This is a genomic window from Desulfolithobacter dissulfuricans, from assembly GCF_025998535.1.
GTDB lineage: Bacteria > Desulfobacterota > Desulfobulbia > Desulfobulbales > Desulfobulbaceae > Desulfolithobacter > Desulfolithobacter dissulfuricans.
Genome location: NZ_AP024233.1, coordinates 3,564,230 through 3,588,582, shown reverse-complemented (window position 1 = coordinate 3,588,582; position 24,353 = coordinate 3,564,230). Strand labels below are relative to the sequence as shown.

Here is a 24,353-nt window from a genome sequence, read left to right as displayed (position 1 = left end):
ACAAAACATAGGCTGGTCATCCGCTGCGGGCGGGCCTGCCTGACAGGATATACTGGTTGTGCAATCGATCATAGGGCTATTGCCCGACCGGAAACGAACCGACATCTGCGGGCTGCACGGTGGTAGTGCAGCCCTTTTTCTTGCCCGGACCGCGGCCGGACTGTGCCGAAGTGTATGCTGTATCGTCCCCTCGGACGAACAGCTTGAACCGCTGGCCCAGGATATCGGCCTGTTCACCGGACTGCCGGTCCTGGTCTATCCCAGCTTCGAGATTCCGCCCTACACCCCGCTCGCCCCGGACCCGGCCACTGTGGCCCTGCGGCTGGCCACCCTCTACCAGCTGCAGGAACAGACCGGACCGGCCATCGTCCTGGTCTCCATCGAGGCCCTGCAGCGCCGGATCCTGCCCCATCGGTCCTCAACCGTTATGCCGAGTTGGTCATGGCCGGCGAAGAGACCGACCGGGACCAGCTGATCGAGTCCCTGACCCGGGCCGGCTACCAGATGTGCGCCATGGTCCAGCACGAAGGGGACATGGCGGTGCGCGGCGGGATCGTCGACATCTATGCCCCCCTTCCTCGCCGGAGATGAGCGGCCCGGTGCGGCTCGACTTCTTCGGTGACACCATAGAATCCATCCGGGTCTTTGATCCGGTCAGCCAGCGTTCCCTGTACGAACTGGAGGAGGCCGTCCTCCTGCCGGCCTCGGATATTCTGTTCCCGGGCCACGAAGCGCAGGAAAACTGGCGTACCTATCTTGCGACCACGGCCCGGGAGCTTAAATGGGATCCGGACCAGGCGGCGACACTCTTCGAGTCCCTGGACCAGCAGATTCGTTTTCCCGGGATCGAGTTCTCGCTCCCCCTGCTCTACCCACCGCCGGAAGTGGTCCAGACCTTTTTTGACTATCTGCCCGGTGATGTCATCATGGTCCAGCATGATCCGGCAGGAGTGCAGGCCAAGCTGGAGCTGGTCTGGGAACGGATCACGACCAACTACGACGAGGGGAGGGCCAAAGGTCTGGCGCTGCTGCCTCCCGAGCGCCTCTTTCTTGACCAGGACGCCCTGAAAGAGACCCTGGCCCCCGAACCCTGATCAACCTCTGCCAGCTCCCGGATCCCGACGGACCAGCCCCACCGCTGACCATCCCCTGTGGCGACCATACCCTGCTGCGCCAGGAGATCGACCTCCAGCGGCGCAAACGGGGTGTTCTGGCACCGTTGGCCGACAAGCTGGTGACCTGGCTGGAACGGGAAGACCGGGTCTACCTGGCCTGCCGCTCCCCCCGGCAGGCAAAACATCTGGGCGAAATGCTCCAGAGCTACCATATCCGCACCGGCCGGAGCGATATTCCCCTGGACCTGGCCAGGGGGACCACCGGACAGGTGACCCTGGTGGAACATCCCCTGTCGTCCGGCTTTGACCTGGTGGAGGAAAAACTCCACATCCTCTCGGCCACCGAACTGTTCGGCGAAAAGCGACTCAGGCCCGGCAAACCAGGCCGAACCAGAGGGAAGGAGGCCCAGCCGGTCCAGGTGGAAGAACTGGACGTGGGCGATATCGTCGTCCACCGGGACCATGGCCTGGGCACCTTCCAGGGCCTGGTCAACATGGAGTTTGCCGGTCAGCGGGGCGACTTCATGGAGATCCGCTACCGGGACGGCGACACCCTCTACGTACCCGTGGATCGGCTCCACTGGGTGAGCCGCTACCAGGGGTTGCCCGACCAGCAGCCCAGGCTGGACCGGCTGGGTTCGGAACGGTGGCAGACCACCAAGAAAAAGGTCACCGACGCGGTATGGAAGGTGGCCCAGGAGCTGCTGGAGATCTATGCCCGGCGGGCCATCCGCAAGGGACACCGGTTCTCGCCCCCGGGCGAGCTGTACCGGGAGCTGGAGGAGTCCTTTCCCTACGATGAGACCCCGGGCCAGAAAAAGGCCATCGAGGAGGTCCTGGACGATCTGACCTCGGACCAGCCCATGGACCGGCTGGTCTGCGGCGACGTGGGCTATGGCAAGACCGAAGTCGCAGTCCGGGCCGCCTTCAAGGTCATGGAGGACGGCTATCAGGTCGCGGTCCTGGTGCCAACCACGGTGCTGGCCGAACAGCACGCCGCCACCTTCCGGGACCGGTTCGCCGGTTTTCCGGTGGAAATTGCCTGCCTGAACCGGTTCCGCAGTTCGGCTGAGCAGAGAAAAATCGTTGCCGGACTCGCCGATGGTACCATTGATCTGGTGGTGGGCACCCACCGGCTGCTCTCCAAGGACATTGTCTTCAACCGCCTGGGCCTGCTTATTGTCGACGAGGAGCACCGGTTCGGGGTCTCCCACAAGGAAAAGATCAAGAAGATGCGGGCCGAGGTGGATATCCTGACCCTGACCGCCACCCCGATCCCCCGCACCCTGCAGATGTCGCTCCTGGGCATCCGGGACCTGTCGGTGATCTCCACCCCGCCGCAAAGGCGACGGGCGGTCAAGACCTTCCTCGCCCGGCACGACCAGCTGGTCATCCGCGAGGCGGTCCTCCGGGAGCTGCAGCGGGGCGGACAGCTCTTCTTTGTCCACAACCGGGTGCGGACCATCGAACGGGTGGCGGAAAACATAAACGAGCTGGTGCCCCAGGCCCGGGTGGCCGTAGCCCACGGGCAGATGCCGGGCAGCCAGCTCGAAGAGATCATGGTCCGGTTCATCAACCATGAGATCGATATCCTGGTCTGCACCACGATCATAGAATCCGGTCTCGATATCCCCAATGCCGGAACCATCATCATCAACCGGGCCGATCACCTGGGCCTGGCCGATATCTACCAGCTCCGCGGCCGAGTGGGCCGCTCCAGCCGCCAGTCCTATGCCTATCTGCTGGTCCCCTCCCTGGACGCGCTGACCCCGGATGCCAAGAAGCGGCTCCGGGCCCTGATGGACTGCTCGGAACTGGGCGGCGGCTTCAAGCTGGCCATGAACGACCTGCAGATCCGCGGGGCGGCAACCTGCTCGGGGTCTCCCAGTCCGGCCACATCGCCGCTGTGGGCTACGACCTCTACCTGGAGCTTCTGCAGTCCACGGTGGCGGAACTGAAGAAAAAAGCCGAGCAGGGAGAGGACGCGGATCAGGCCGCCATCGACCCGGAGATCAACCTGCACCTGGCTGCCTTTCTGCCCGAGAGCTACATCGCCGACACCTCCCAGCGCTACCACATCTACCGGCGGATCTCAGCCGCCGGCAGCCAGGGACCGGACGAACTGGCCGACCTGCGCGAGGAACTGGAGGACCGCTACGGCAACCTGCCCCGTGAGGCCGGGACCCTGCTGCAGATCATCGGTCTCAAGCACCAGCTGCGGGAGTTCGGCATCCAGAAGCTGGAACAGGGTCCCAGGGCCCTGGTCTTTTCCTTTGCCGACAACGCGCCGGTGGATCCCCGCTCCATTCTGGAGCTCATCGAGTCCACGGCCAGGGATAAAACGGTCATCCGCTTGACCCCGGATCAGCGCCTCGTTGTGCCCATCGAAGAATCAACCGATATCTTTTTGAAGATTCGTGATATACTGAGCCGTCTCAAGAAGAATCCGTGACGGAAAAATATTGTTTCTTTGTTATCTGCCTTGAATAACCATCAAAAAGAAAAGATAACCTGAGATGTTTCTTTTCGCCCATTACTATGAAGCCGCCCTTCGGGGCTTCACGGATTCAGGGAAGAGATAAACAGCCATTGGATGGACCTGGATGATGAGTACACAGACGGAAAAAATCAGCCCTGATTTTGACTGGAAGGACATTGACACCGTCCTCCTGGACATGGACGGGACCCTGCTGGACAAGCATTTCGACGACTATTTCTGGGAACAGTACGTGCCCGAGCACTACAGCCTGCTGCACAATATTCCCATTGAACAGGCCAGGGAGGAACTGCTTGGAAAATACCGGGAAGTGGAAAACACCCTGGACTGGACCGATCTCAACTACTGGTCCGAAAAGCTGGGGCTGGATATACCCGAGCTCAAGTTGCGGATCAATCACCTGATTGGGGTTCACCCGTACGTGATCGAATTCCTGGAGTTCTGCCTGGGCCGGAGAAAAAAGCTCTACCTGATCACCAATGCCCACTCCCGGACCCTGTCCATCAAGCTGGACAAGACCGCCATCGGGGCCTGGTTTGACCGGATTGTCTGCGCCGAAGAGGTGGGCCTTGCCAAGGAAGATCCCCGGTTCTGGGAAAAGCTCCAGGGGATGCTCGGCTTTGATCCGAAACGAACCATGCTGGCCGATGATACGGAAAAGGTCCTGGAGTCAGCGGAAAAATACGGGATCAGGTACCTGATCTACGTCGCCCGGCCCAGCTCCCGTAAACCGGTCCAGTATTCAGACCATTTTCCCTCCATCGAATTCTTCAAGGAACTGATTTCCCCGGCAAATGACTGAGCCTCCGCTCCGGTTCACCACCATCCAAAAAAATAATTCTGATTACCACCGAACCTCAGCTTGAAGAAGAGATACCATCGCCTGCGTGCCACGGAGCCGGGCAGCAATAAAAACCGCCCGAACTTCTCGTTCCTCCGCTCCTGCGGTGAACGTTCCATTACCCCTGGTACCGCTCCCGCGGTACGCTGATGTACCCTGGCAGGGATGGCCCTTGGTTCGCAAGGCCCGCAGACAACCCTTGCAGAGACCAGTTGCTCCGACACCTGTTTCCGGCATCACCCCGCAGAGCGGGGCATGGCCTGCCGGCCACTTCGTCGGCTGTCCGGTCACCTGCGTGACACCGCGGAGCGGTGATCACGAGTTTGAGTTTTTCTCCAGGTAGAGAGAAAAAGCGATGGTATCCCTACTGTCGGTGACAGCTGAACTTTGGTGGTAATCACAAAAAAAAATAGCCACGACCGCAAATAGTGCGGTCGCGGCTATGTCGTTTGGCCGTCTTTTTACCAGGACCCGCCGGTTTCAGGCGCTGCGGCGGCGCTGGCGGATGTAATCCTTGGTCAGGGAGGGATGCTCACTGATGATCCTGGCCGCCTCGGGACCCATTTCCTGGCCGATAAATTCCATGACCTGGGAGTAGGTCATATCCTTCTTCAGGGTAGAGCCTACCAGCTCGGCAAGTTTTGCCCGGTCGGCGGGATCCTCGAAGTAGCTGAACAACCGGTGTTCCTCTTCTCCACCATTCCCGGAACCGCTCTCGTCACCTCCAGCGGCAGGACCGGCCTCGACCCGGGAGGTGATCACCTGAACCGCCGACATGGTCTCGTCAAGCCCCCTGCGGATGGCAACGATCTCTTCCTGCAGGGCAACGATCTTTTCTTCCACACCGCTGCCTTCCTGGCTCTCCAGGGCTTCGATCCGGGCGGGCAGATCACCGAGCAGAGAATCGGGCGACACGGCCTGGACCTGATCCATGGCCTTTTTCACCTCGGCCTCGATCCGGGCAATTGCCTGGTCCAGTTTGGCCAGGGTCTCTCCCGAATCGGCCACGGTTGCAGCCAGCTCCTCGACCTGGTCGGCACCTGCCTTTTGCTCTGCTTTCTCTTCCATGTCACGGAGCCTGGAAACCAGGGACTGGAGCTTGTTTTCCAGAACCTCCTGGGCCTCGCGCAGCTCCCGTGCCGTACGGTTCAGACCGCTGGAAAGTTCTGTTTTCAATTCCTGGCCAAAGCTCTCGAGACGGGCCTCCAGCTCTGCGGCCCGGTCCCGTCTGAGGAGCCCGGTGCAGGGCTGCAGCCAGCGGCCAACGGTCTCGACCAGGGCTTCATACATGCGCCGGGCACCATCGCGGTTGACCAGGGCCACCGCGCCGAGGAATATGCCTATCAGTACCGCCAGGCAGATGAGGAGGCTCAGGGCCAGGCCCACGGCCAGCTGAACAGTGCGAAACAGGAACACGATGATACTTCCCAGGGAATTCCAGACGCTTCCCTCGGCAGAGGTGCTGGTGAAATAGACCAGGAGGGCAAAAATGCCCAGAACCACACCCGCCTTGATGAGCGGGGCCCGCAAGGTATTGTTTTTCATGGTTCCATCCTCCAGATGGGCGATACTACAGATACAGGTGGAAATAAATTGGTGCCAACTTGATGCGGACACGGTATAACTTCATTATATCAATGAAGAATATATCCTTTTTGTAGTGTATTTCCGGGCAGACGGCAAGCGAATTTTCACCCCGCCTGACCTGACCACCACGGTGTGTCAGACCCGGAGCAACTCCCAGGGAAGGTCGATCCAGATGTCCTGCATCCACTCCAACATCATTCTCATCGGCATGGCCGGAGCCGGCAAATCGACGGTGGGCCGCCTGCTGGCCGATCGTACCGGGCGGCCATACATCGACACCGACGACCTGATCAGCGCCGCCGGCAACGGCACCCTGCAGGACATCCTTGACCGGGATGGCCTGGCGTCGTTCCAGGCCCTGGAAGAGCGCGTCCTGCTGAATCTCTCCTGCCTGAACCATGTCATCGCCACCGGTGGCAGTGTGATCTATTCCCGGAAGGGTATGGCCCATCTCAAAAAGATCGGCTGGATCGTTTTCCTGGATGTGGACCTGGATGAACTGGAGAAACGGGTCCGGAACCAGCACAGCCGGGGCCTGATCAATCCCTCGGGGATCGGCTTTGACGCCCTCTACCGGGAACGGTTACCCCTCTACAACACGTACTGTGACCTGCGGATCAGGGCCACCGACCTCTCGCCTGAAGAGATATGTGAGATCATCGTCGACCGGCTGGAGCGGCAGGCGGACAAGTCGCCAGAGTGAACTGAAACCCCTTATCTGCCCTTATTCCGGACCCGGGGGAAGGAACCGGCCGGACCCGGTGCGCTCCGTCACCGTCCGGTGCAGGGTCAGGTTGCGCCCGGCAACTCTGCCCTCTTCAAAACTGTCCCGGTACACGGTCCGTCGCCGGCCACGGCGGGTGGCCAGGCGCGGAAATCGAAACCTGACCCACGCCTCCAGGCGGGCATCGGCGGCCACCTGCAGAGCCCGGAGTTCTCCGGCAGATACCTGGAGGGACGCCTGCCCCGCCGACTCCTGGTCCTGGAGCTGGAGTTTTTCCCGAAACCCTTTCAGGAGCCCCAGATAATAGCTGTTGCGGGCCCGCAGGCCATTGCCCGGGAAACGGGCCCGGTTCTGCTGCCACAAAACCTGGAGCCGGTTTTCAAGGAAATGGTAACAGTGCTCGGCGATACGGACATTCTCATCCCGACCGAGCAGCTCAAAGGTCTTGAACGACTCTCCCACGGCTGGATCATACAGGGTTGACACAATAACCCGAACCTGGAAAAAATCCGTCAGCAGGGCACCGATGGCCTGCTGGTGGCCGGCCAGCCGCTTGCGGCCGGTGGTGATGACCACCGACCTGTACTGGCATTCTTCCACCTGTTCCAGATTCCAGGCCGTCTGCAGGGCGCGGGCCTTCTGCATGGCAAGCGCCGCCTCGTGCTCGTTATCCGAGCCGGCCAGGGCCAGAAGCTTCTGGATCCTGGCAAGTACCCTCCGGCCGGCTTCGGTGGTGGCAGAAGCCGGGCTGAAGACCGGTCCGGAGGCCAGGTCCCCACTGGCACCGCACCAGGCTGGATCAAGGCCGATCATCCGGGCGCAGCGCTGAAAGACCTCCCCGTGATCCGGGCGGCGCACACCGAAAAGATCGGTGCTCATCTGATGGGCCATCTCATGCTTGAGCACCTGGAGCACCTGGTCCCAGCGGCCGCTTGCCACCAGGTGGACGCTGATGCCGATACTCCTTTTTACAGGATCCCAGACCCCGAAACAGTGCCTGGAGTCGGTCAGTTCCATCACCGGGGGCCCCAGGTCCACTCCGTAGAGCAGACAGATATCACCGTGCTCCTGATGGAGTTGGCGCAGGCAGAGATTTTCAAGCTTCTCATTCATGAGAACCTCGTAAAAAGTCAGCTTCTCTTTCAAAGATGGCTAAGTAAAAACACAGATATACAAGGAGTAGTGTTCCAGGGCGGGACTCGACTATACATCTAGTATGTCGAGAGTCGCCCTGGGACACACGACGCAGTAGATCGAAGTTTTTACGACGCCATCATTCATCTGCACAGCCACAGCTTGTCTCCTCGGCCAGGCACCAGCGGCACAGATCGGGCCGCCGGCTGTTTTCCAGCCTGTCGCGCATGGTTATTCCCCGGTTGCACAGGGCACACCGGCCAAAATCCTGGCTCGACACCTCCGGGTCCTGCCGGTCCTGGAGCCGGGCAATGGCCCGGATCCGCTCAAGCAGGGGCGGATGGCTGTAGTGGAGCCAGACGTCGAGGGGATGGGGATCGGGATTGGCCAGGTTGGCCTGGCCAAGCTTCTTGAGACCGCTGATCAGTTCCGCAGCCAGCCCGGTGGTCCGGACGGCAAAGGCGTCGGCCTCAAACTCATATTTCCTCGACACCCGGTTGAACACCACCGAGAGCAGGGTCGAGATGGGCGCATAGAGAAAGCCGAAAAAAACCAGGCTGGCATAGACCGAGACGTGCTCCATGCCAAAGGCCGCAAACAGCCCCTGATTGCCGATGAAAAAGGAAAGGATGGCGAACATGATGCCGGTCTGGACCATGGAGGCAAGCATCATTTTCGGAATATGCCTGAGCTTGTAATGGCCCATCTCGTGGGCAAGCACCGCCAGGATCTCCCCTGGTTCAAGCTTTTCCAGCAATGTGTCGTAGAAGACAATGCGCCGGAAACGGCCAAAACCGGTGAAAAAGGCGTTCAACCTGGCAGAGCGCCGGGAGCCGTCCATGGTATAGACCCCCTGAAGGGAAAAACTCTGCTGCCGGGCATAGATCTCGATGGCCTCTTTCAGCCCCCCGTCCGGCAGGGGGGTGAAACGGTTGAAAAGCGGCATGATAACCACCGGGGCAAGCCACTGCACGACAAGGACAAAGGTGATCACCAGGAGCCAGCAGTAAAACCAGGCAAGGGACCCGGCCGATTCGAAGAACCACAGCACTCCGGCCAGCAGCGGTCCGCCGAGCAGGATCGCCAGAAGGATGGTTTTCAGCAGGTCGAAGACAAAGGTCCGCACCGTGGTCCGGTTCAGGCCGAACCGCTCCTCGATGACAAAGGTGACATAGATGGAAAAAGGCAGGTTGAGAAGCCCGGAAAGCAGGAGCAGGAGACCTGTGAAAACGAGCCCGGTGGGGATGGGGCCCAGTTCCAGAGCCCGGGCAGCCCGGTCAACCAGGTTGAATCCCCCGGCCAGGATGAATCCCAGCAGCAGCGCCGTGGTGATACTGTTTTGCAGCAGGGCAAAACGGGTGGTGGTCCGGATATATTCGCGGCTCTTCTGTAACCGCTCGGGATTCCACAGATCGCGGATCTCGGCCGGCAGCTCCCGGTCCAGCCGTCCAAGCGTACCCAGGGCGACGAGTACGTCCAGCAGGTAGCCCAGCAGGAGAACGGAAACGACAAAAAGCAGCCAGGGATTCATGCACCCTCACAACGGATAAAAACGGTAAATCTGACCGGACAACAGGTGGTGCCCGGCAACCCGCCGGAGACGAAGATAGCTGGCAGGAAACAGCGCGGAGACGAGACACCCCCTGTCAGCAGCCGGCAACGCTGATCAGGGGGTGAGATACAAAACTCTACTGGATGTACGTCAGGCCCACCAGGTGGTTTTCACTGTCCTCCCAGACCACCCGGCAACGGAATTCACTGCGGCGGCCCCTGCCGTTCTCCTCCCGCGGCGAAGGCAGGGAGGCAAACTCCAGCTCGCTGCCCACAGGCAGCGACTCACCGCCGGTCACCAGCAGCCGGACGCCGTTCCGGCCGGCATCAAGTATTTCGGCAAGATGCCAGTCGTCTTCGCTGGAACTTCTGGCCACCCGCATGTTGATCGGGTAGTAGAGCTGATACCGGTAACTGCTTCGCCTATCCTGTGCAGACATAGCCAACCTCCTTTTCGCGCTCACACCTGGTTTTCCAGCCCGTTGAAAAACTACTGCGCTCGCTACGTTTTTCAACAGCCTGCTCCTCTTCCCGGAAGGGAATGCGAACACCGTGCCAGGGAAATCACTGACCCCAACAATAACGCTGTTCCAGTATTTTTCAACACAAAATAGCAGAGCGCGTCAGCGGCTGCGGCCCGGACCAGACCCCGCCTGACAAGATAATGACACCGGGTGGGACAACAGGGCCGACTCCCGGTTCAGGGCCCCTCATAGTGCAGCACGATCCCCTGTCCACTCTCCCGGGCCAGGATCCCCAGCGGCCGGAGAAGCTGGAACAGCGGCCGACCGAAGTAGAAGAGTTCCAGTGCCACCGACAGCCCATGCTCCCGGACCGCCCGGTCGCGGAGCATCAGGTCGAGCTGCACCTGGCGGGAAAGGGCGTGTAGCCGGGCTTCCCGGCTGGCCGGATCCTGGAGCAGGTCGGACAGGCAGGACAGGTCCGGACAGGGACACTGGGATTCATGGAACCGAACAAGCGTAAGCAGGGGATCATCGGCAGCGATACAGGCAAACCGATCCAGAAGGTCACGGCCGGCGATCTCAAGCAGCGGCCCCGGCTCCCAGCATTCGAGAACCCGGCAGGCCAGCGGTCGATGGTCATAGACCGTGCAGCCGGAATTCTTCCGGTCAAAAAAACAGCAGCACCAGGAACCGTCCCGGCCCTGGATCTTGAGAAACTCGGCCTGGACCGGCTCCGGACGGGTGCCAAGCGGCGGCAGGGCAAGTTCGCCCCGACGGACGGTCACCAGCTGCTCGGGGTGCAAGCTGCCGGATTCGAGCAGGGCCAGGTCTTCGGTGTGCAGGGCCGGTCCGCCCTGCTCGCAGCAGGAGCCGCAGCGCAGGCAACCGGTCTGCGGCGAACCGCTCTCCGGATTCACACGACTTCCAGGGTATCGCCCGTGCGCAGGGTACCCGGCACGATCACCTTGGCAAAAATACCCTCCCGCGGCATGATGCAGTCGCCCACCTGCTGGAAGATGGCGCAGCCCTTGTGACATTTCTTGCCGATCTGGGTTACCTCCAGCTCCACCTCGCCGGCCCGGAGCCGGGTTCCCACCGGCAGCCTGGCCAGGTCAATGCCCTCGGTGGTGATATTCTCGGCAAAGGCACCGGGCTCCAGCTCCAGCCCTTTGGCCCGCATGAAGTCAATGGCCTCCTGGGCCAGCAGGCTCACCTGCCGGTGCCATTTGCCGGCATGGGCGTCGCCCTCGATACCATGGTCCACCCGAAGCTCCACCGCCTCGACCGGCTCCTTGTTCACCCCTTTCTTACTGCTTATATTAAGCGAAACAATCTTTCCCATCAGTCCTTCCTGTTGTTGTTATAAGCCGTCGGGCAGCTCTACCCGGGGCCGTTCCATCCGCCCTGCTCAGGCCATCAGATCGGTGCTCAGGTAACGCTCGCCGGTATCGGGGAGCACCACCACGAACCGCTTGCCTTCAAACTCATCCCGATCCGCCAGCCGCAGGGCCGCGGCCATTGCCGCTCCAGATGATATACCACAAAGAATCCCTTCTGTCCTGGCAAGCTTTCGCGCCATCTCCAGGGCCTCATCGCCTGTGACCTGCACCACCTCGTCAATAAGGCTCGTATCGAGGATTTCAGGGATAAATCCGGCCCCGATACCCTGGATCTTGTGGGGCCCGGGCTTGCCACCGGACAGGACCGGAGAATCGGCCGGTTCCACTGCCACGGCATGGAGCGGCGCCAGTTCTTTGATCCTTCCGGCCACACCGGTGATGGTACCGCCGGTGCCGACCCCGGCGATGAAGACATCGAGTCGGCCGCCGCACTGGCCCCAGATCTCCTCGGCGGTGCGCTGCCGATGGATCGCGGGATTGGCGGGATTGGAGAACTGGTTGGGCATCCAGGCGTCCTCAAGTTCGCGGGTCAGCTCCGAAGCCCGGCTGATGGCCCCCTTCATGCCCTGATCGCCGGGGGTCAGGACCAGCTCGGCCCCAAGATGGGCCAGCAGCTTGCGCCGCTCCATGCTCATGGTCTCCGGCATGGTCAGCACCAGCCGGTAGCCCCGGGAGGCACAGACAAAGGCCAGGCCGATGCCGGTATTGCCGGACGTCGGTTCAACCACGGTGGTGGACGGCCTGAGAATACCTTCCCTTTCAGCGGCCTCGATCATGGCCACTGCGATCCTGTCCTTGACCGAACCCAGGGGATTGCGAGACTCCATCTTGGCCAGGATATCCACGCGGTCGCATATCCGGCGCAGGTGGATAAGGGGCGTCCGGCCGACCGAGCCGGCCTGAGAATCAAAAACCTGCATCACCTCTCCTCCGTTTTTTTGGTGCCATTCCCCAGGTAGACCAGTTCGGCGGGTTTGAGGATGACCTTGGTATCCGGCCCTATGGACTGGGTAAGCCACACGTTGCCGCCGACAATGGAGCGGGCGCCGATGACCGTGTCCCCGCCGAGAATAATGGCATTGGCGTAAATGATCACATCGTCTTCGATGGTGGGATGGCGTTTCTTGTCCCGCAGTTTTTTGCCCGCGTCCCTTGGCAGGGACAGGGCCCCCAGGGTGACCCCCTGGTAGAGCCGCACCCGGTTGCCGATCTCGGTGGTGGCACCGATGACCACGCCGGCCCCGTGGTCGATGAAAAAGGAGTCACCGATCCGGGCCCCGGGGTTGATATCAATGGCGGTGCGGTGATAGGCGTACTCGCTCATGATCCGCGGGATGATGGGCACCTCCAGCTCCACCAGCCGGTGGGCCAGCCGATAGACAAAGGTGGCGAACAGGCCGGGATAGGAGAAGATCACCTCGTCGGCATTGGCGGCCGCCGGATCACCGGCCAGGGTGGCCTCGATGTCGGATTCGAGCTGCTCGCGGATACTGGGCAGCGAACGGATGAAATCCAGGGCGATCCGGTAGCTGCGCTCACCGCACTGGGAGCAGACCTGATCGTGGCGCAGGCAGTCGTGACGGATGGCGCAATTCACCTGGCGGGCCAGGTTCTCGTAAAACAGGCTCATCTCCTGGCCCACATGGTATTCCAGGCTGGCCGGGCTGAGGATGTCCGGGGTGAAAAAACCGGGAAAAAGGATCCGCTGGGCCTGATTGATGATGGAGATCACCTCGTCCCGGGACGGAATCGGCACCGGTTCGATATGGCTGGACCACCTGCCGTCGAGAAAGCCCCGGGTCAGCTCGCTGACAATGCCCGGCACCTCGCTGAAATACCCTTCCGCCGGCTGAACCTCGGTGTTGCACTCGCCGGTGATTATTTCCTGTTTTCCCATGATTGGTTCACCTGAAACACGTTCCTGCCACGCATCCGGGCAGGTCTCTCTTGCTGGAAACCGGACCATGTCAGTGGGGCCGCTCCAGCATCATGATGCCATAGGTCGCCCGCAGGTTGGTCCAGTATGTGACGATATTACCCGCCCGGTCATGGTGGTGGGTGTTGATGGCCACCTCCCGGGCCAGCCGCACGCCGACCACCCGGAGGAACCGCTTGAAATCACGGATGGTGATAACCCGGATGTTGGGGGTATCGTACCATTCGTAGGGCAGCTGATCGGTCACCGGGGCCTGGCCCTTGAACAGCAGCTGCAACCTGGAACGGTAATACCCGAAATTGGGGAAACTGACAATCACCCGGTCACCGATCCTGAGCAACTCCCGAATGAGGTTCTTGGGATCCATCACCTGCTGCAGGGTCTGGCTGAGGATCACCACATCGAAACTGGATTCGGGATAATCATGGACCTCGTCGCGGAAGTCTCCCTGGAGCACCGAGAGCCCCTTCTCGATACAGCGGCTGACCTTTTCCTCGTTCTGCTCGATGCCGGTTCCCCGCACCTGCTTGGTCTGCTGGAGATGGAGAAGGAGATCGCCGCTGCCGCAGCCAAGATCGAGCACCCGGGATCCCGGTTCGATCCATGAGGCTATGATCTGCAGATCAAAACGCATGGTCAACTCACCTTAAGCTCCCGGTCCACCCTGTCGAGAAACCGGTTGACCAGGGTATAGAGCCGCTCGGAGGGCATGAGGAAGGCGTCATGCCCCCAGCGGGATTCAATCTCGCAGAAACTGACATCGCAGCCGTTCTTCTTCAGGGCCGAGACAATGGCCCGGGACTGGTAGGTGGGGTAGAGCCAGTCCGAAGAGAAAGAGAGGACCAGAAAGCGGATATGCTGCAGCCGATCGTCCACCAGGTTGGAGCCATCGCCCGACTCCAGGTCGAAATAATCCGCCGCCTTGGTGATGTAAAGCAGCGCATTGGCATCGAACCGGTCGACGAACTTGGCCCCCTGGTGATGGAGATAGCTCTCCACCTGGAAATCCACCCCGAAATCAAAGGAGAGCGAGCTGCGGTTCTGCAGCCGGCGGCCGAACTTCTCGCGCATGGACTCGTCCGAGAGATAGGTCACATGGCCGATCATCCGGGCCACTGCCAACCCGTGCCTGGGACCGGGCCCGTCGTAGTACTGGCCGCCCTTCCAGTCGGGATCCGACATGATGGCCTGGCGGGCCACCTCGTTGAAGGCAATGGCCTGGGCCGAGTGACGGGTGGTGGTGGCCAGGGCAATGGCCGAGCCCACCATCTCGGGATACTCCACGCACCAGCGCAGCACCTGCATGCCGCCCACCGATCCGCCGATAAGCGCCATGATCCGGCTGATTCCCAGGTGCTCGATGAGCTGGCGCTGGGCCCGGACCATGTCGCGGATGGTGACCATGGGAAAATCGAGTCCGTAGGGTTTACCGGTGGCCGGATTGATCGAGGCCGGGCCGGTGGAACCCATGCAGGAGCCGAGGATATTGGAGCAGATGACAAACCAGCGATCGGTGTCGATGGGCTTGCCCGGTCCCACCATCCCGTCCCACCACCCGGGCCGGGTATTGTCGTCGGGATAGTAACCGGCCACGTGCGAGTCCCCGGTGCAGGCGTGCAGGACCAGGATGGCATTGGACCGGTCCCGGTTGAGCTCGCCCAGGGTCTCGTAGGCGAGCGTAATGGGCCCGAGGCGGGCCCCGGAATCAAGGATCATCTCCTCCGGAGGTTCGGCAAAGGTGAAATACTTCTTTTCCACCAGAAGCGGCGCATCCGGTGTTCTCTTCACACTTGCAGTCATGGCCCTGGACGTCTCAACATATCAGTAGATCACAGGCTGGCCAGAGCCTGCTCCAGGTCAGCGATGATATCATCCACATCCTCGATGCCCACCGAAAGCCGCAGCAGGTCGGAACTGATGCCAATCTCTTCGCGCTCCTGGTCCGGAAAAGAGATGTACTGGCTCGAGGCCGGATGGATGACCAGGGTCTTGCAGTCACCCAGGTTGGCCAGGTGATAGACCAGCTTGAGACTGTTTATGAACCGGAAACAGGTCTCCTGGTCCTTGAGGCCAAAGGCCAGTAACCCCCCATAGCCCTTGCCCTTGAACAGTTCCTGGGCCGTGGCGTGACTGGGATGATCCGGAAGGCCCGGATAGCGGATCCAGTTCACCTTGGGGTGCGACTGGAGGTAGCGGGCCACCTCCAGGGTATTGGCCATGTGCCGCTCCATGCGCAGGGCCAGGGTATCGAGTCCGATCATGGTCAGGTAGGCGTGCAGGGGTGCGGCCGTGGTCCCGAAGTTGATATGGTGCTCGCGCCAGATCTTATCCAGCAGGGCCAGTTCCCCCTTGCGCTCGACAAAGGGCGCAAAATCAGGAAACCGGTCGGAACCGAGCCAGTCAAAAGTGCCGCCGTCGATGACCACCCCGCCCACGGCATTGCCATGGCCTGAGAGATACTTGGTGGTGGAGTGGATCACCACATCGGCGCCGTGTTCCAGGGGCCGACAGAGCCAGGGCGTGGCCAGGGTGGAGTCCACCACCAGCGGCAGACCATGGCGGTGGGCCAGATCGGCGGCCGCCCGCAGATTGGGCACTTCCATGCCCGGGTTGGTGATGGTTTCCAGGTAGAGGAATCTGGTCCGGTCGGTGATCGCCGCCTCCATGGCCGCAAGATCCAGCGGATCGACCAGCTGACAGCGAATATCATACTTGGCAAAGACCCGCTTGAAGAGCAGGTAGGTGGACATGAACAGCGAGCGGCTGGCGACAAACTCGTCTCCGGCCCGCAGCAGAGCCATGCAGGTGTTGGTGATCGCTGCCATCCCCGACGACATGAAGACCGCACCGCGGCCGTTCTCCAGGGCGGCCAGCTTTTTCTCCAGCACGGAGTTGGTGGGGTTGGTCAGGCGCATGTAGATATGTTCCTTCTGCTTGCCGGCAAAGGTATCGCTCAGGCTCTCGGCGCTGCGATGGCGATGCGACGCCGACTGGCAGATGGGCGGCAGGGTAGCTCCGTCCCAGTCTTCCGGCAGAATACACTCATGGACCACCCGGGTTTCAAACTTCAGCTCCGCATTTCTTTCGTTCACTACGGCCTCCTGTCTGGGTTAATGCTTAGGCGTGATACTATACCACCATGTAGCACATCAGAACCGATTTGCAAACCTTTTTCCATCGCATTTCGTCAACAACGACATCCCATGGTGCCTGGTAGACCCGGCCGGCTGGCCGGGCTACGGGAGACAGAGGACCTGCAACCGGAAAGAGATACCTGGCATGGGACGCTAAGGTCCGGGACAGGCCCGGAGCTCTTCCGGAGGGGCCGCCAACGACAAAGGGGCACGAAGCTCATCCATGCTCTTCGTGCCCCTGATTCCTCGTTATGGCGATGCGGGCAAAAAAGCCCCCGGTCCAGCCCTTACAAGATCTGACTCAGGAAGAGCTTGGTCCGGTCGGACTGGGGATTGGTAAAAAAGGATTCCGGATCATTCTCCTCAATGATCTCGCCGGAATCCATGAAGATGACCCGGTCGGCCACGGTCTTGGCAAAGCCCATCTCATGGGTGACGCAGAGCATGGTCATCCCCTCGTTGGCCAGGTCCACCATGACATCGAGTACCTCTTTGATCATCTCCGGATCCAGGGCCGAGGTGGGCTCGTCAAAGAGCATGATCTTGGGACTCATGCACAGCGACCGGGCAATGGCCACCCGCTGCTGCTGACCACCGGAAAGCTGGCCGGGATATTTGTTCGCCTGGTCGGGAATCTTGACCCGCTCCAGGTACTTCATGGCAACCTCTTCCGCTTCCCGGCGCGGCTTCTTCAGGACCCAGATCGGCGCCAGGCAGCAGTTTTCCAGCACCGTCAGGTGGGGAAAGAGATTAAACTGCTGGAACACCATCCCGATATCCTTACGAATCTTCTCGATATGCTTGAGATCGTCGTTGAGCTCGATCCCATCGATGAAGATGTCACCCTTCTGATGCTCCTCCAGCCGGTTGAGGCACCGGATCAGAGTGGATTTACCGCAACCCGACGGACCACAGATGATAATCCGTTCCCCCGTTTAACGGTCAGGTTGATATCCTTGAGGACATGGAAATCACCATACCACTTATGCATGTTGCGTATCAGGATCGCGATCTCTTCCTTGCCCGTTTCGCGCTGCGCTGCCTGATCTGTCATAGTTCTAGTTCTCTACCGTAATGTTTCGTCTCTGGCCACGGACCCAACCAGCGGCTGATCCGCTTCCTTGACCTTTCTTGATGTTTTTTAACGCCGTTCGTGTCCGGTGTGCAGTTTCCTCTCCAGGTACTGGCTGTACCGGGACATGGAAAAGCAGAATATCCAGTAAATGAGCCCGGCAAAGACATAGCCTTCCACGGAAAATCCCAGCCATTTCGGATCGGCAAAGGCGGACTGGACAATGGCCAGCAGGTCGAAAAGGCCGATGATGAGCACCAGGGTGGTGTCCTTGAACAGGGCGATGAAGGTGTTGACAATACCGGGAATAACCGTCTTCAGGGCCTGGGGCAGGATAATGAGCAGCATAGCCTGCCAGTAGGAAAGCCCCAGCGCATCGGCGGCCTCGTACTGCCCCTTGGGCATGGCCTGCAGGCCGCCGCGGATGACCTCGGCCATGTAGGCGGACTGGAAAAAGATAATGCCGATGAGCGCCCGGACCAGCTTGTCCACGTGCATGCCCTCGGGCATGAAGATGGGCAGCATGACCGACGACATGAAGAGCACGGTGATCAGCGGCACCCCGCGCCACAGCTCGATGAACATCACGCTGACCGACTTGGCCACCGGCATGGAGGACTGCCGGCCAAGGGCCAGGATAATGCCAAAGGGCAGAGCAAAGAACATACCGATGGTGGCGATGATGAGCGTCAGCATCAGGCCGCCCCATTTATGGGTCTCCACCACCGGCAGCCCCAGGCCGCCGTAGAACAGGATATAGGCTATTATGGGATAGACCAGGATGGTGAACAGCCCGACCCAGCCCTTTTTCGGAGTCCGCTCGATAAGCAGCCAGGCCAGCAGAAAGGCCAGAAGCCCAAAGGCCAGAAGCGGCCGCCAGTACTCGGAGGACGGGTAGAACCCGAACATGAACTGGTGAAACCGGACCTTGATGAAGACCCAGCAGGCCCTCCCTTGACACAGGCGTCACGGGTTGTGCCGGCCCAGTTGGCATCCAGAAAGGCCCAGTTGATGACCGGCGGTATCGCCCGGTAGAGGATATAGATCCCCAGCAGGGTGAAAAAGGTGTTGGGTACGGAAGAAAAGAGATTTTTCCGGAGCCAGCCTATGGCCCCCACCGAAGTTGCCGGGGGTGGAAGATCAGGATGTGGAGTATGAACCTTGACACTCATGATTACCGTTCCTTCAACATGCTCCGTTTGTTATACCAGTTCATGAACAGCGAGATCAGAAGACTCAGACTGAGGTAGACCGACATGGTCATGGCAATGACCTCCAGAGCCTGTCCGGTCTGATTGAGCGTGGTCCCGGCGAACACGGAAACCAGGTCCGGATAGCCGATGGCCGTGGCCAGGGACGAGTTCTTGGTCAGATTCAGATACTGACTGGTCAGCTGGGGAATAATCACCCTCATGGCCTGGGGGATGATCACCAGCCTCAAGGTCTTGCCCGGCCGCAGGCCAAGCGCATAGGCCGCCTCGGTCTGCCCGTGGCTGACCGACTGGATACCGGAGCGGACAATCTCGGCGATAAAGGTGGCGGTGTAGATGGTCAGGGCTGTGAGCAGAGCGGTCAACTCGGGGATCACCGCGATACCGCCGCGGAAGTTGAAGCCCTTGAGCTCCGGATACTCCCAGTGCAGCGGCTTGCCGGTGAGGAAAAAGGCCAGGGTCGGCAGAATGAGGAACGCGGCCAGCGAGGTCAGGAAGACCGGAAACTGTTCACCGGTGGCCTCCTGGCGCCTGGTGGCCCACCGCTTCAGTATGATGGTCGCAATAATACAGAAAACAAAGGCACCGGTCACCCAGCCGAACCCGTCTTCAAAGATCGGCCTGGGCAGGAACACCCCGCGGATGTTGAGAAACACCCCCGAGCCGATGTGCAGACTCTGCCGCGGCGCGGGCAGGGCCCGGAGCACGGCGAAATACCAGAAAAAAATCTGCAGCAGCAGGGGAACATTACGGAAGGTCTCGATATAGACCGCTGCCATCCGGGAAATCAGCCAGTTGGGCGACAGCCTGGCCACGCCGACGATAAAGCCCAGGATGGTGGCAAAGACAATACCGAGCCCTGAAACCAGCACGGTGTTGAGCAGGCCGACCAGGAAGGTCCGGCCATAGGTGTAGGACTCATCATACGGGATAAGGTGCATGATGATGCCGAATCCCGCCTTCTGGTTCAGAAAGCCAAAACCCGTGGCAATACCCCGCTGTTCGAGGTTGTGCACGGTGTTGCGGCCGATATAGACGAAAAAGGCTATGACAGCGGCCGCCAGCAGGACCTGGAAAACCAGGGCCCGGTTCTGCGCGCTGTTCCACCACGAAGTCGATTTGGGTCGAGTCTGTGTCACGGGTGCCATGATACTCAGGTTCGTTTGCCTGCAGATCCGGTGAGAAAGCTCACCTCAAATGCAGATAAACCAGCATGGCTGGACCAGGTTTTTTGCTCCCGGCCACAACCAATTATGAAAATCTGATCCCGGCTCATAGCTACGGTCGATTTTCGGATAAACAAAAACCAGAAACAGCCAAAACAACACAAGGAGCGCCCGAAGAGGAACGCTCCTTGCGGTATGTACAGGGACGTAATCCTTAGCGGATCGGCGGGGCGTACATGATACCGCCCTTGGACCACAGGGCGTTGAGACCCCGGGCAATCTTCAGCGGCGAGCCGGCGCCCACGTTGCGATCGAACATCTCACCGTAGTTGCCCACCTGCTTGATGATCTGGTAGGCCCAGTCATCGTTCAGGCCCAGGAAGGAACCCTTGACGCCACCGGTGCCCAGCAGACGCTGTACAGCCGGATTGCTGGAGTTCTTCATGGTGTCGACATTCTTGGAGGTCACACCCATTTCCTCGGCATTGATCATGGCGAACAGGGACCACTTGACGATGTTGAACCAGCCGTCATCACCCTGGCGCACAACCGGTCCCAGGGGCTCCTTGGAGATAACCTCGGGCAGGACCACGGCGTCGTCGGGGTTGGCCAGCTTGATGCGCAGGGCATAGAGCTGGGACTGGTCGGAGGTCAGTACGTCGCAGCGGCCGGCCTCGAAGCCCTTGACGGTCTGATCGGAGGTGTCGAAGACAACCGCCTGGTATTCCATCTTGTTCTGGCGGAAGTAGTCGGCCAGGTTCAGTTCGGTGGTGGTACCTGCCTGGATGCAGACAGCGGCTCCGTTGAGCTCCTTGGCGCTCTTGACGCCGAGCTTCTTTGAAACCATGAAGCCCTGGCCGTCATAGTAGTCGGTACCGGCAAAATTCAGGCCCAGGGAGGTGTCGCGGGTGTAGGTCCAGGTGGTGTTCCGGGAAAGCATATCGATCTCGCCGGACTGCAGGGCGGTGAAACGCTCCTTGGCGGTCAGGGGGACGAATTTGACCTTGGTTGCGTCGCCAAGCACTGCGGCGGCGACTGCCCGGCACATGTCCACGTCCAGGCCGGTCCAGTTGCCCTTTTCATCCGGATTGGAGAATCCGGGCAGGCCGGTGGATACACCGCACTGCAGGTAGCCGCGCTTCTGAACCTCATCCTTGGTGGATGCCATGGCCAGAGAGGCGGAAATCATCAGAAAAACTGCCACCATGATCAAAGATAATTTTTTCATGCTGCACTCCTTTGTTTACGTTCTTGTATAACCCGTACGGCCTGCCGGCCCGCAGCCGACAATCCTGTTACAGAAAAGATTACATATCAAAGCTTCCACCAAATGTCTACACCCGATTGCACCCTCGGGCTGAATATATCCAGGCCCCGACAACGGGAGTATCCGAAACCAATCTTCTTTCCCTGAAAACCACCCCGGGCTTGCAATTTCAGTATCCTGCTTTATAACCATGTACCAATTCAAATTGACGAAAAAAACAGCCCCCTTCCGATCATGACCGAGCCCCGTAGACCATCACTGCTCCTGGCTGACGACAGCCGAATTGTCACCAAACTGCTCAGCCGGGTTCTGGGCGAGGCCGGTTACCGGGTAACCGCTGTCCAGAGCGGCGACGAGGCCCTGGCTCTGGCCCCCAGGTTGATGCCGGACCTGATCCTCCTCGATGTGGACATGCCCGGTCTCTCCGGCTTCGAGGTCTGCCGGCGGCTGAAGAAAGATCCGGCCCTGGCCGACATCCCGGTCCTCTTTGTCACCGCCCGCAATGAAAAGGAGGATATCGTCACCGGCTTTGCCGCCGGCGGCCAGGATTACGTGACCAAGCCCTATACCCAGGAAGAACTCCTGGCCCGGGTCCAGACCCACCTGGCCCTCAAGCAGGCCCAGGAAAAACTCAAGGCCTCCGAGGCCCGCTACCGGGAGCTGGCCATCCGCGACGACCTGACCGGCTTCTACAACACCCGCTACCTCTACCAGACCCTGCAGGGTCAGCTGGACATGCACCGGGCCCAGAACCGGCATCTGTCGGTGATATTCATGGACATCGACAATTTCAAGAACGTGGTCGACACCTATGGCCACTTAAACGGCAGCCGCATCATCGCCGAGCTGGCCGATGTGGTGCGCCAGGGGTTGCCCGCCGACTGCTACGGGGTCAGCTACGGTGGCGACGAATTTGTCATCGTCCTCACCGGTCACGACCGGGAACAGGGTCGAATCATGGCGGAAAAGATCCGCCGGGCCATCGAAGAGGCCGAGTTTCTGGCCGAACAGGGCCTCTCCATCCACATCACGGTCAGCTGCGGGCTGGCCACTTTCCCGGACGACGCCCAGACCCTGACCGACCTGCTGGCCCATGCCGACCACGCCCTGTTCGCGGCCAAGAACCAGGGTAAAAACCACGTCACCGCCTTTTCCGAACTGTGAAAAACACCTCCAGCCCCCGCTCCCTTGCCATCCAGGTCCTGGTTGCCTGGCACGATTCCGGAGAGGTCATCGCCTCCCACCTGGACCGCATTGTCTTTGGCCGTGACCTTCCGGCCCGGGACCGGCAGCTGGCCGTCCACCTGGTCCGCGGCGTGCTCCGCCAGCTCCAGTACCTGGACCGCGTCCTGGCCAGCTACTCGAAAACACCGCCGGAGAAGATGAAACCGCTCACCCTGATGGCCCTGCGGGTCGGGATCCTGCAGCTGCTCTTCCTGGACCGGATCCCGGCGAGCGCCGCGGTCAACGAAACGGTCAAGGCCCTGCGCCAGGCCCGGCAGCCCCGCTGGCTGACCGGCTTTGTCAACGGGGTCCTGCGGCGAATCGCCCGGGAACACCAGGAGGGCCGTATTCCACCCCCCGGAAAAATGGATCCCCCGGTCCGCAACCACCCCGACTGGCTGGTGACCCGGTGGGAAAAGCGGTTTGGCCGGCCACTGACCGAGGCCATCTGCACGGCCAACAACCTGGAACCGAGCCTGTGCCTGCGGACCAACACCCTGAAAATTTCTCCGGACGAGCTGCTCCATCTCCTGCACCGCAAAGACATCAAGGCTACCCCGGGCCGCTTTGCACCGGGCAGCATCATCCTCCCCGGTCACAGCGGCGCGGTCACAAGCCTGCCCGGCTTTGACGAGGGACTCTTCCAGATCCAGGACGAAGCGGCCCAGCTGGCCAGCCTCCTGCTCGGACCGCTGCGGGCCGGACAGAACTACCTGGACGGGTGCGCCGGTCTGGGTGGCAAGAGCCTGCACCTGGCCGCCCTGCTGGAGCATGGAGCCGCGCTCACGGCGCTTGAGCCGGACAGCCGGCGGTTCCGCCTCCTGCGGGAAAACCTCCGGCGGCTCGGACTCCTGGACCGGGTCACCCCGGCACAGACCACCCTGGAGGATTTCAGCGCCCGGACCACAGAGCGGTTCGCCGGTATCCTCGTCGACGCCCCCTGCTCCGGAACCGGGGTCATCCGCCGGCAGCCCGATATCCGCTGGAACCGGAAAGCCACGGATTTTCCCCGATACCGGGAAAAACAGCTCCATCTCCTGGACCAGGCCGCCGCCCTGCTCGCTTCCGGCGGCGTGCTGGTCTACACCACCTGCTCGCTCGAACCCGAGGAAAACGAGGAGGTGGTGGCTGACTTCCTGGAGAAACATCCGCAATTCCAGCTCCAGAGCTGCAGGGAGCTGCTGCCGGAACCGGCCCGGAAGCTGGTCGACCGGGAGGGCTTTTTCCGCCCGACCCCGGCCGACGGGCTCGACGGCTTTTTCGGCGCCCGCATGGTCCGCGGAGATGAAGATTGAGCTTTGAGGGCGAATTGCATATACTGAACACCATACCACGGTGCCGACCCGGACAGGGTCCGCCGTATGTTTGCTTACCATTCACCAGTTACTTTCGGACAGGGTCGGCTCAGCAGGCCGTGTGCCGGGGAGAAAAGACAGATGGCTGAAATCAAATCCACCATGGATCTTGTCATGGAACGGGCCGCCCGCATGGGCAAGGCCTCCAGCGAAGAGCTGCAGCAGGAAGAAGCCCGCAAGGAAGGCATGCGGCTGGCCGCCGACTACCTGGCCGGCAAGCTGGCAAGCCTGGCAGCCGAACTGGAGACAAAAGACCCGGCCCTGCAGATGATCATCCGCCAGGGCATGATCGAGGGGCTGATGCGCAACCTCTCACTGCCGCGCGACGAGATCCAGAAACAGCGCGGTGACCGGGCCGCCGACGGCCTCGTCGAGCTCAGCGGCGGTGCCGGCGACATTGCCGCCATCTGCCAGGAGATGGGTCACATCCTCGGCCAGTACAACCAGCACCGCGACCAGCTGCGCACCCAGCTCGAAGAGCAGGTCCGCATGCAGTACGAGCAGCTCATGGGTCAGCAGGGGGCCATGCCGCCCGGCGACATGAAGCTCGAAGCGACCCTGCAGCAGAAGTTCCAGGAGGAATGGGCCCGGATCGAAAACGAGCTCAGCGGCCAGTACAACCAGGCCCTGGAACAGCACAAGACCGTGCTCAAACAGCGACTGGGAGTCTGATCC

The 24,353-nt window shown here is 60.9% G+C and carries 23 protein-coding genes and 2 pseudogenes; 10 read left to right on the top strand and 15 right to left on the bottom strand.

From position 1 onward, the window contains the following. The first annotated feature begins 58 nt into the window (after window positions 1-58). The 6 genes from GF1_RS16090 to yrfG all read left to right on the top strand — a co-directional run bounded on the left by GF1_RS16090 (window position 59) and on the right by yrfG (window position 4,414). Complete coding sequence (locus GF1_RS16090) at window positions 59-475, top strand: hypothetical protein (protein WP_267927572.1); 417 nt, start codon at window positions 59-61, stop codon at window positions 473-475. Beyond that, complete coding sequence (locus GF1_RS16085; RefSeq protein WP_267927571.1) at window positions 442-591, top strand: hypothetical protein; 150 nt, start codon at window positions 442-444, stop codon at window positions 589-591. Before GF1_RS16090 ends, GF1_RS16085 begins: the two co-directional genes overlap by 34 nt. Then, entirely contained in the window at window positions 588-1,094 is a 507-nt protein-coding gene (locus GF1_RS16080) for a hypothetical protein (RefSeq protein ID WP_267927570.1), read from the top strand. Before GF1_RS16085 ends, GF1_RS16080 begins: the two co-directional genes overlap by 4 nt. Window positions 1,095-1,219: 125 nt before the next feature. After that, window positions 1,220-3,073 (top strand): DEAD/DEAH box helicase, encoded by a 1,854-nt coding sequence (locus tag GF1_RS16075; protein ID WP_267927568.1) that lies wholly within the window; start codon window positions 1,220-1,222, stop codon window positions 3,071-3,073. Further along, a complete protein-coding gene (locus GF1_RS16070; protein WP_267927567.1) occupies window positions 3,022-3,567 on the top strand; it encodes a TRCF domain-containing protein in 546 nt (181 codons plus the stop codon). Before GF1_RS16075 ends, GF1_RS16070 begins: the two co-directional genes overlap by 52 nt. A gap of 151 nt (window positions 3,568-3,718) precedes the next feature. Beyond that, a complete protein-coding gene (yrfG, locus tag GF1_RS16065; protein WP_267927566.1) occupies window positions 3,719-4,414 on the top strand; it encodes a GMP/IMP nucleotidase in 696 nt (231 codons plus the stop codon). A gap of 519 nt (window positions 4,415-4,933) precedes the next feature. On the opposite strand, the gene GF1_RS16060 is transcribed toward yrfG, so the two are convergent. After that, the gene (locus GF1_RS16060; RefSeq protein ID WP_267927565.1) at window positions 4,934-5,998 is read right to left on the bottom strand and encodes a hypothetical protein; all 1,065 of its coding nucleotides are present in this window, start codon (window positions 5,996-5,998) and stop codon (window positions 4,934-4,936) included. A gap of 115 nt (window positions 5,999-6,113) precedes the next feature. On the opposite strand from GF1_RS16060, the gene GF1_RS16055 reads away from it, so the two are divergent. Then, on the top strand, window positions 6,114-6,743 hold the full coding sequence (locus tag GF1_RS16055; RefSeq protein WP_267927564.1) for a shikimate kinase: 630 nt from the start codon (window positions 6,114-6,116) through the stop codon (window positions 6,741-6,743). Window positions 6,744-6,764: 21 nt separating this feature from the next. On the opposite strand, the gene GF1_RS16050 is transcribed toward GF1_RS16055, so the two are convergent. The 14 genes and pseudogenes from GF1_RS16050 to GF1_RS15985 all read right to left on the bottom strand — a co-directional run bounded on the left by GF1_RS16050 (window position 6,765) and on the right by GF1_RS15985 (window position 21,039). Continuing rightward, window positions 6,765-7,877: a DUF2786 domain-containing protein gene (locus GF1_RS16050; RefSeq protein WP_267927563.1), complete on the bottom strand. Its 1,113-nt coding sequence runs from the start codon at window positions 7,875-7,877 to the stop codon at window positions 6,765-6,767. Window positions 7,878-8,037: 160 nt separating this feature from the next. Next, a complete protein-coding gene (locus GF1_RS16045) occupies window positions 8,038-9,429 on the bottom strand; it encodes a M48 family metallopeptidase (RefSeq protein ID WP_267927562.1) in 1,392 nt (463 codons plus the stop codon). A gap of 157 nt (window positions 9,430-9,586) precedes the next feature. Next, window positions 9,587-9,889, bottom strand: coding sequence for a PilZ domain-containing protein (locus tag GF1_RS16040; RefSeq protein WP_267927561.1), 303 nt, complete (start codon window positions 9,887-9,889; stop codon window positions 9,587-9,589). 260 nt (window positions 9,890-10,149) lie between these two features. Then, window positions 10,150-10,830, bottom strand: a complete 681-nt coding sequence (locus tag GF1_RS16035) for a YkgJ family cysteine cluster protein (RefSeq protein WP_267927560.1) — start codon at window positions 10,828-10,830, stop codon at window positions 10,150-10,152. Then, window positions 10,827-11,255, bottom strand: a complete 429-nt coding sequence (locus GF1_RS16030) for an MOSC domain-containing protein (protein ID WP_267927559.1) — start codon at window positions 11,253-11,255, stop codon at window positions 10,827-10,829. The genes GF1_RS16035 and GF1_RS16030 overlap by 4 nt, the downstream gene beginning before the upstream one ends. 66 nt (window positions 11,256-11,321) lie before the next feature. Beyond that, window positions 11,322-12,233, bottom strand: a complete 912-nt coding sequence (gene cysK / locus GF1_RS16025; RefSeq protein WP_267927558.1) for a cysteine synthase A — start codon at window positions 12,231-12,233, stop codon at window positions 11,322-11,324. Next, window positions 12,233-13,210, bottom strand: coding sequence for a serine O-acetyltransferase (locus GF1_RS16020; RefSeq protein WP_267927557.1), 978 nt, complete (start codon window positions 13,208-13,210; stop codon window positions 12,233-12,235). Before GF1_RS16020 ends, cysK begins: the two co-directional genes overlap by 1 nt. 70 nt (window positions 13,211-13,280) lie before the next feature. Continuing rightward, window positions 13,281-13,883: a methionine biosynthesis protein MetW gene (metW, locus tag GF1_RS16015; RefSeq protein WP_267927556.1), complete on the bottom strand. Its 603-nt coding sequence runs from the start codon at window positions 13,881-13,883 to the stop codon at window positions 13,281-13,283. Between the two features lie 2 nt (window positions 13,884-13,885). Further along, a complete protein-coding gene (gene metX, locus GF1_RS16010; RefSeq protein ID WP_353740415.1) occupies window positions 13,886-15,049 on the bottom strand; it encodes a homoserine O-acetyltransferase MetX in 1,164 nt (387 codons plus the stop codon). Between the two features lie 29 nt (window positions 15,050-15,078). Then, entirely contained in the window at window positions 15,079-16,341 is a 1,263-nt protein-coding gene (locus GF1_RS16005) for an O-acetylhomoserine aminocarboxypropyltransferase/cysteine synthase family protein (RefSeq protein ID WP_267927554.1), read from the bottom strand. A 329-nt stretch (window positions 16,342-16,670) separates the two neighbouring features. Then, window positions 16,671-17,437 (bottom strand): annotated as a pseudogene (locus GF1_RS16000) (amino acid ABC transporter ATP-binding protein). Between the two features lie 87 nt (window positions 17,438-17,524). Further along, window positions 17,525-18,627, bottom strand: a pseudogene (locus GF1_RS15995) (amino acid ABC transporter permease). A gap of 2 nt (window positions 18,628-18,629) precedes the next feature. After that, window positions 18,630-19,814, bottom strand: a complete 1,185-nt coding sequence (locus tag GF1_RS15990; RefSeq protein WP_267927552.1) for an amino acid ABC transporter permease — start codon at window positions 19,812-19,814, stop codon at window positions 18,630-18,632. A 232-nt stretch (window positions 19,815-20,046) separates the two neighbouring features. Beyond that, window positions 20,047-21,039 (bottom strand): amino acid ABC transporter substrate-binding protein, encoded by a 993-nt coding sequence (locus GF1_RS15985; protein ID WP_435051717.1) that lies wholly within the window; start codon window positions 21,037-21,039, stop codon window positions 20,047-20,049. 294 nt (window positions 21,040-21,333) lie between these two features. Here GF1_RS15985 and GF1_RS15980 point away from each other — a divergent pair, with 294 nt between their 5' ends. The 3 genes from GF1_RS15980 to GF1_RS15970 all read left to right on the top strand — a co-directional run bounded on the left by GF1_RS15980 (window position 21,334) and on the right by GF1_RS15970 (window position 24,350). Continuing rightward, window positions 21,334-22,263 (top strand): GGDEF domain-containing response regulator, encoded by a 930-nt coding sequence (locus GF1_RS15980; protein ID WP_267927550.1) that lies wholly within the window; start codon window positions 21,334-21,336, stop codon window positions 22,261-22,263. After that, the gene (gene rsmB / locus GF1_RS15975) at window positions 22,260-23,618 is read left to right on the top strand and encodes a 16S rRNA (cytosine(967)-C(5))-methyltransferase RsmB (protein WP_267927549.1); all 1,359 of its coding nucleotides are present in this window, start codon (window positions 22,260-22,262) and stop codon (window positions 23,616-23,618) included. The genes GF1_RS15980 and rsmB overlap by 4 nt, the downstream gene beginning before the upstream one ends. A gap of 141 nt (window positions 23,619-23,759) precedes the next feature. Further along, window positions 23,760-24,350, top strand: coding sequence for a DUF6657 family protein (locus tag GF1_RS15970; RefSeq protein WP_267927548.1), 591 nt, complete (start codon window positions 23,760-23,762; stop codon window positions 24,348-24,350). Window positions 24,351-24,353: the final 3 nt, after the last annotated feature.

Excerpts from the sequence above, each read along its gene's own strand:
- GF1_RS16085 (WP_267927571.1), top strand. The coding sequence starts at position 442 with ATGGCCGGCGAAGAGACCGACCGGGACCAGCTGATCGAGTCCCTGACC.
- GF1_RS16080 (WP_267927570.1), top strand. The coding sequence starts at position 588 with ATGAGCGGCCCGGTGCGGCTCGACTTCTTCGGTGACACCATAGAATCC.
- yrfG (WP_267927566.1), top strand. The coding sequence starts at position 3,719 with ATGATGAGTACACAGACGGAAAAAATCAGCCCTGATTTTGACTGGAAG.
- GF1_RS16060 (WP_267927565.1), bottom strand. The coding sequence starts at position 5,998 with ATGAAAAACAATACCTTGCGGGCCCCGCTCATCAAGGCGGGTGTGGTT.
- GF1_RS16050 (WP_267927563.1), bottom strand. The coding sequence starts at position 7,877 with ATGAATGAGAAGCTTGAAAATCTCTGCCTGCGCCAACTCCATCAGGAG.
- GF1_RS16045 (WP_267927562.1), bottom strand. The coding sequence starts at position 9,429 with ATGAATCCCTGGCTGCTTTTTGTCGTTTCCGTTCTCCTGCTGGGCTAC.
- GF1_RS16040 (WP_267927561.1), bottom strand. The coding sequence starts at position 9,889 with ATGTCTGCACAGGATAGGCGAAGCAGTTACCGGTATCAGCTCTACTAC.
- GF1_RS16030 (WP_267927559.1), bottom strand. The coding sequence starts at position 11,255 with ATGGGAAAGATTGTTTCGCTTAATATAAGCAGTAAGAAAGGGGTGAAC.
- cysK (WP_267927558.1), bottom strand. The coding sequence starts at position 12,233 with ATGCAGGTTTTTGATTCTCAGGCCGGCTCGGTCGGCCGGACGCCCCTT.
- GF1_RS16020 (WP_267927557.1), bottom strand. The coding sequence starts at position 13,210 with ATGGGAAAACAGGAAATAATCACCGGCGAGTGCAACACCGAGGTTCAG.
- metW (WP_267927556.1), bottom strand. The coding sequence starts at position 13,883 with ATGCGTTTTGATCTGCAGATCATAGCCTCATGGATCGAACCGGGATCC.
- metX (WP_353740415.1), bottom strand. The coding sequence starts at position 15,049 with ATGACTGCAAGTGTGAAGAGAACACCGGATGCGCCGCTTCTGGTGGAA.
- GF1_RS15990 (WP_267927552.1), bottom strand. The coding sequence starts at position 19,814 with ATGGCACCCGTGACACAGACTCGACCCAAATCGACTTCGTGGTGGAAC.
- GF1_RS15985 (WP_435051717.1), bottom strand. The coding sequence starts at position 21,039 with ATGGTGGCAGTTTTTCTGATGATTTCCGCCTCTCTGGCCATGGCATCC.
- GF1_RS15980 (WP_267927550.1), top strand. The coding sequence starts at position 21,334 with ATGACCGAGCCCCGTAGACCATCACTGCTCCTGGCTGACGACAGCCGA.
- GF1_RS15970 (WP_267927548.1), top strand. The coding sequence starts at position 23,760 with ATGGCTGAAATCAAATCCACCATGGATCTTGTCATGGAACGGGCCGCC.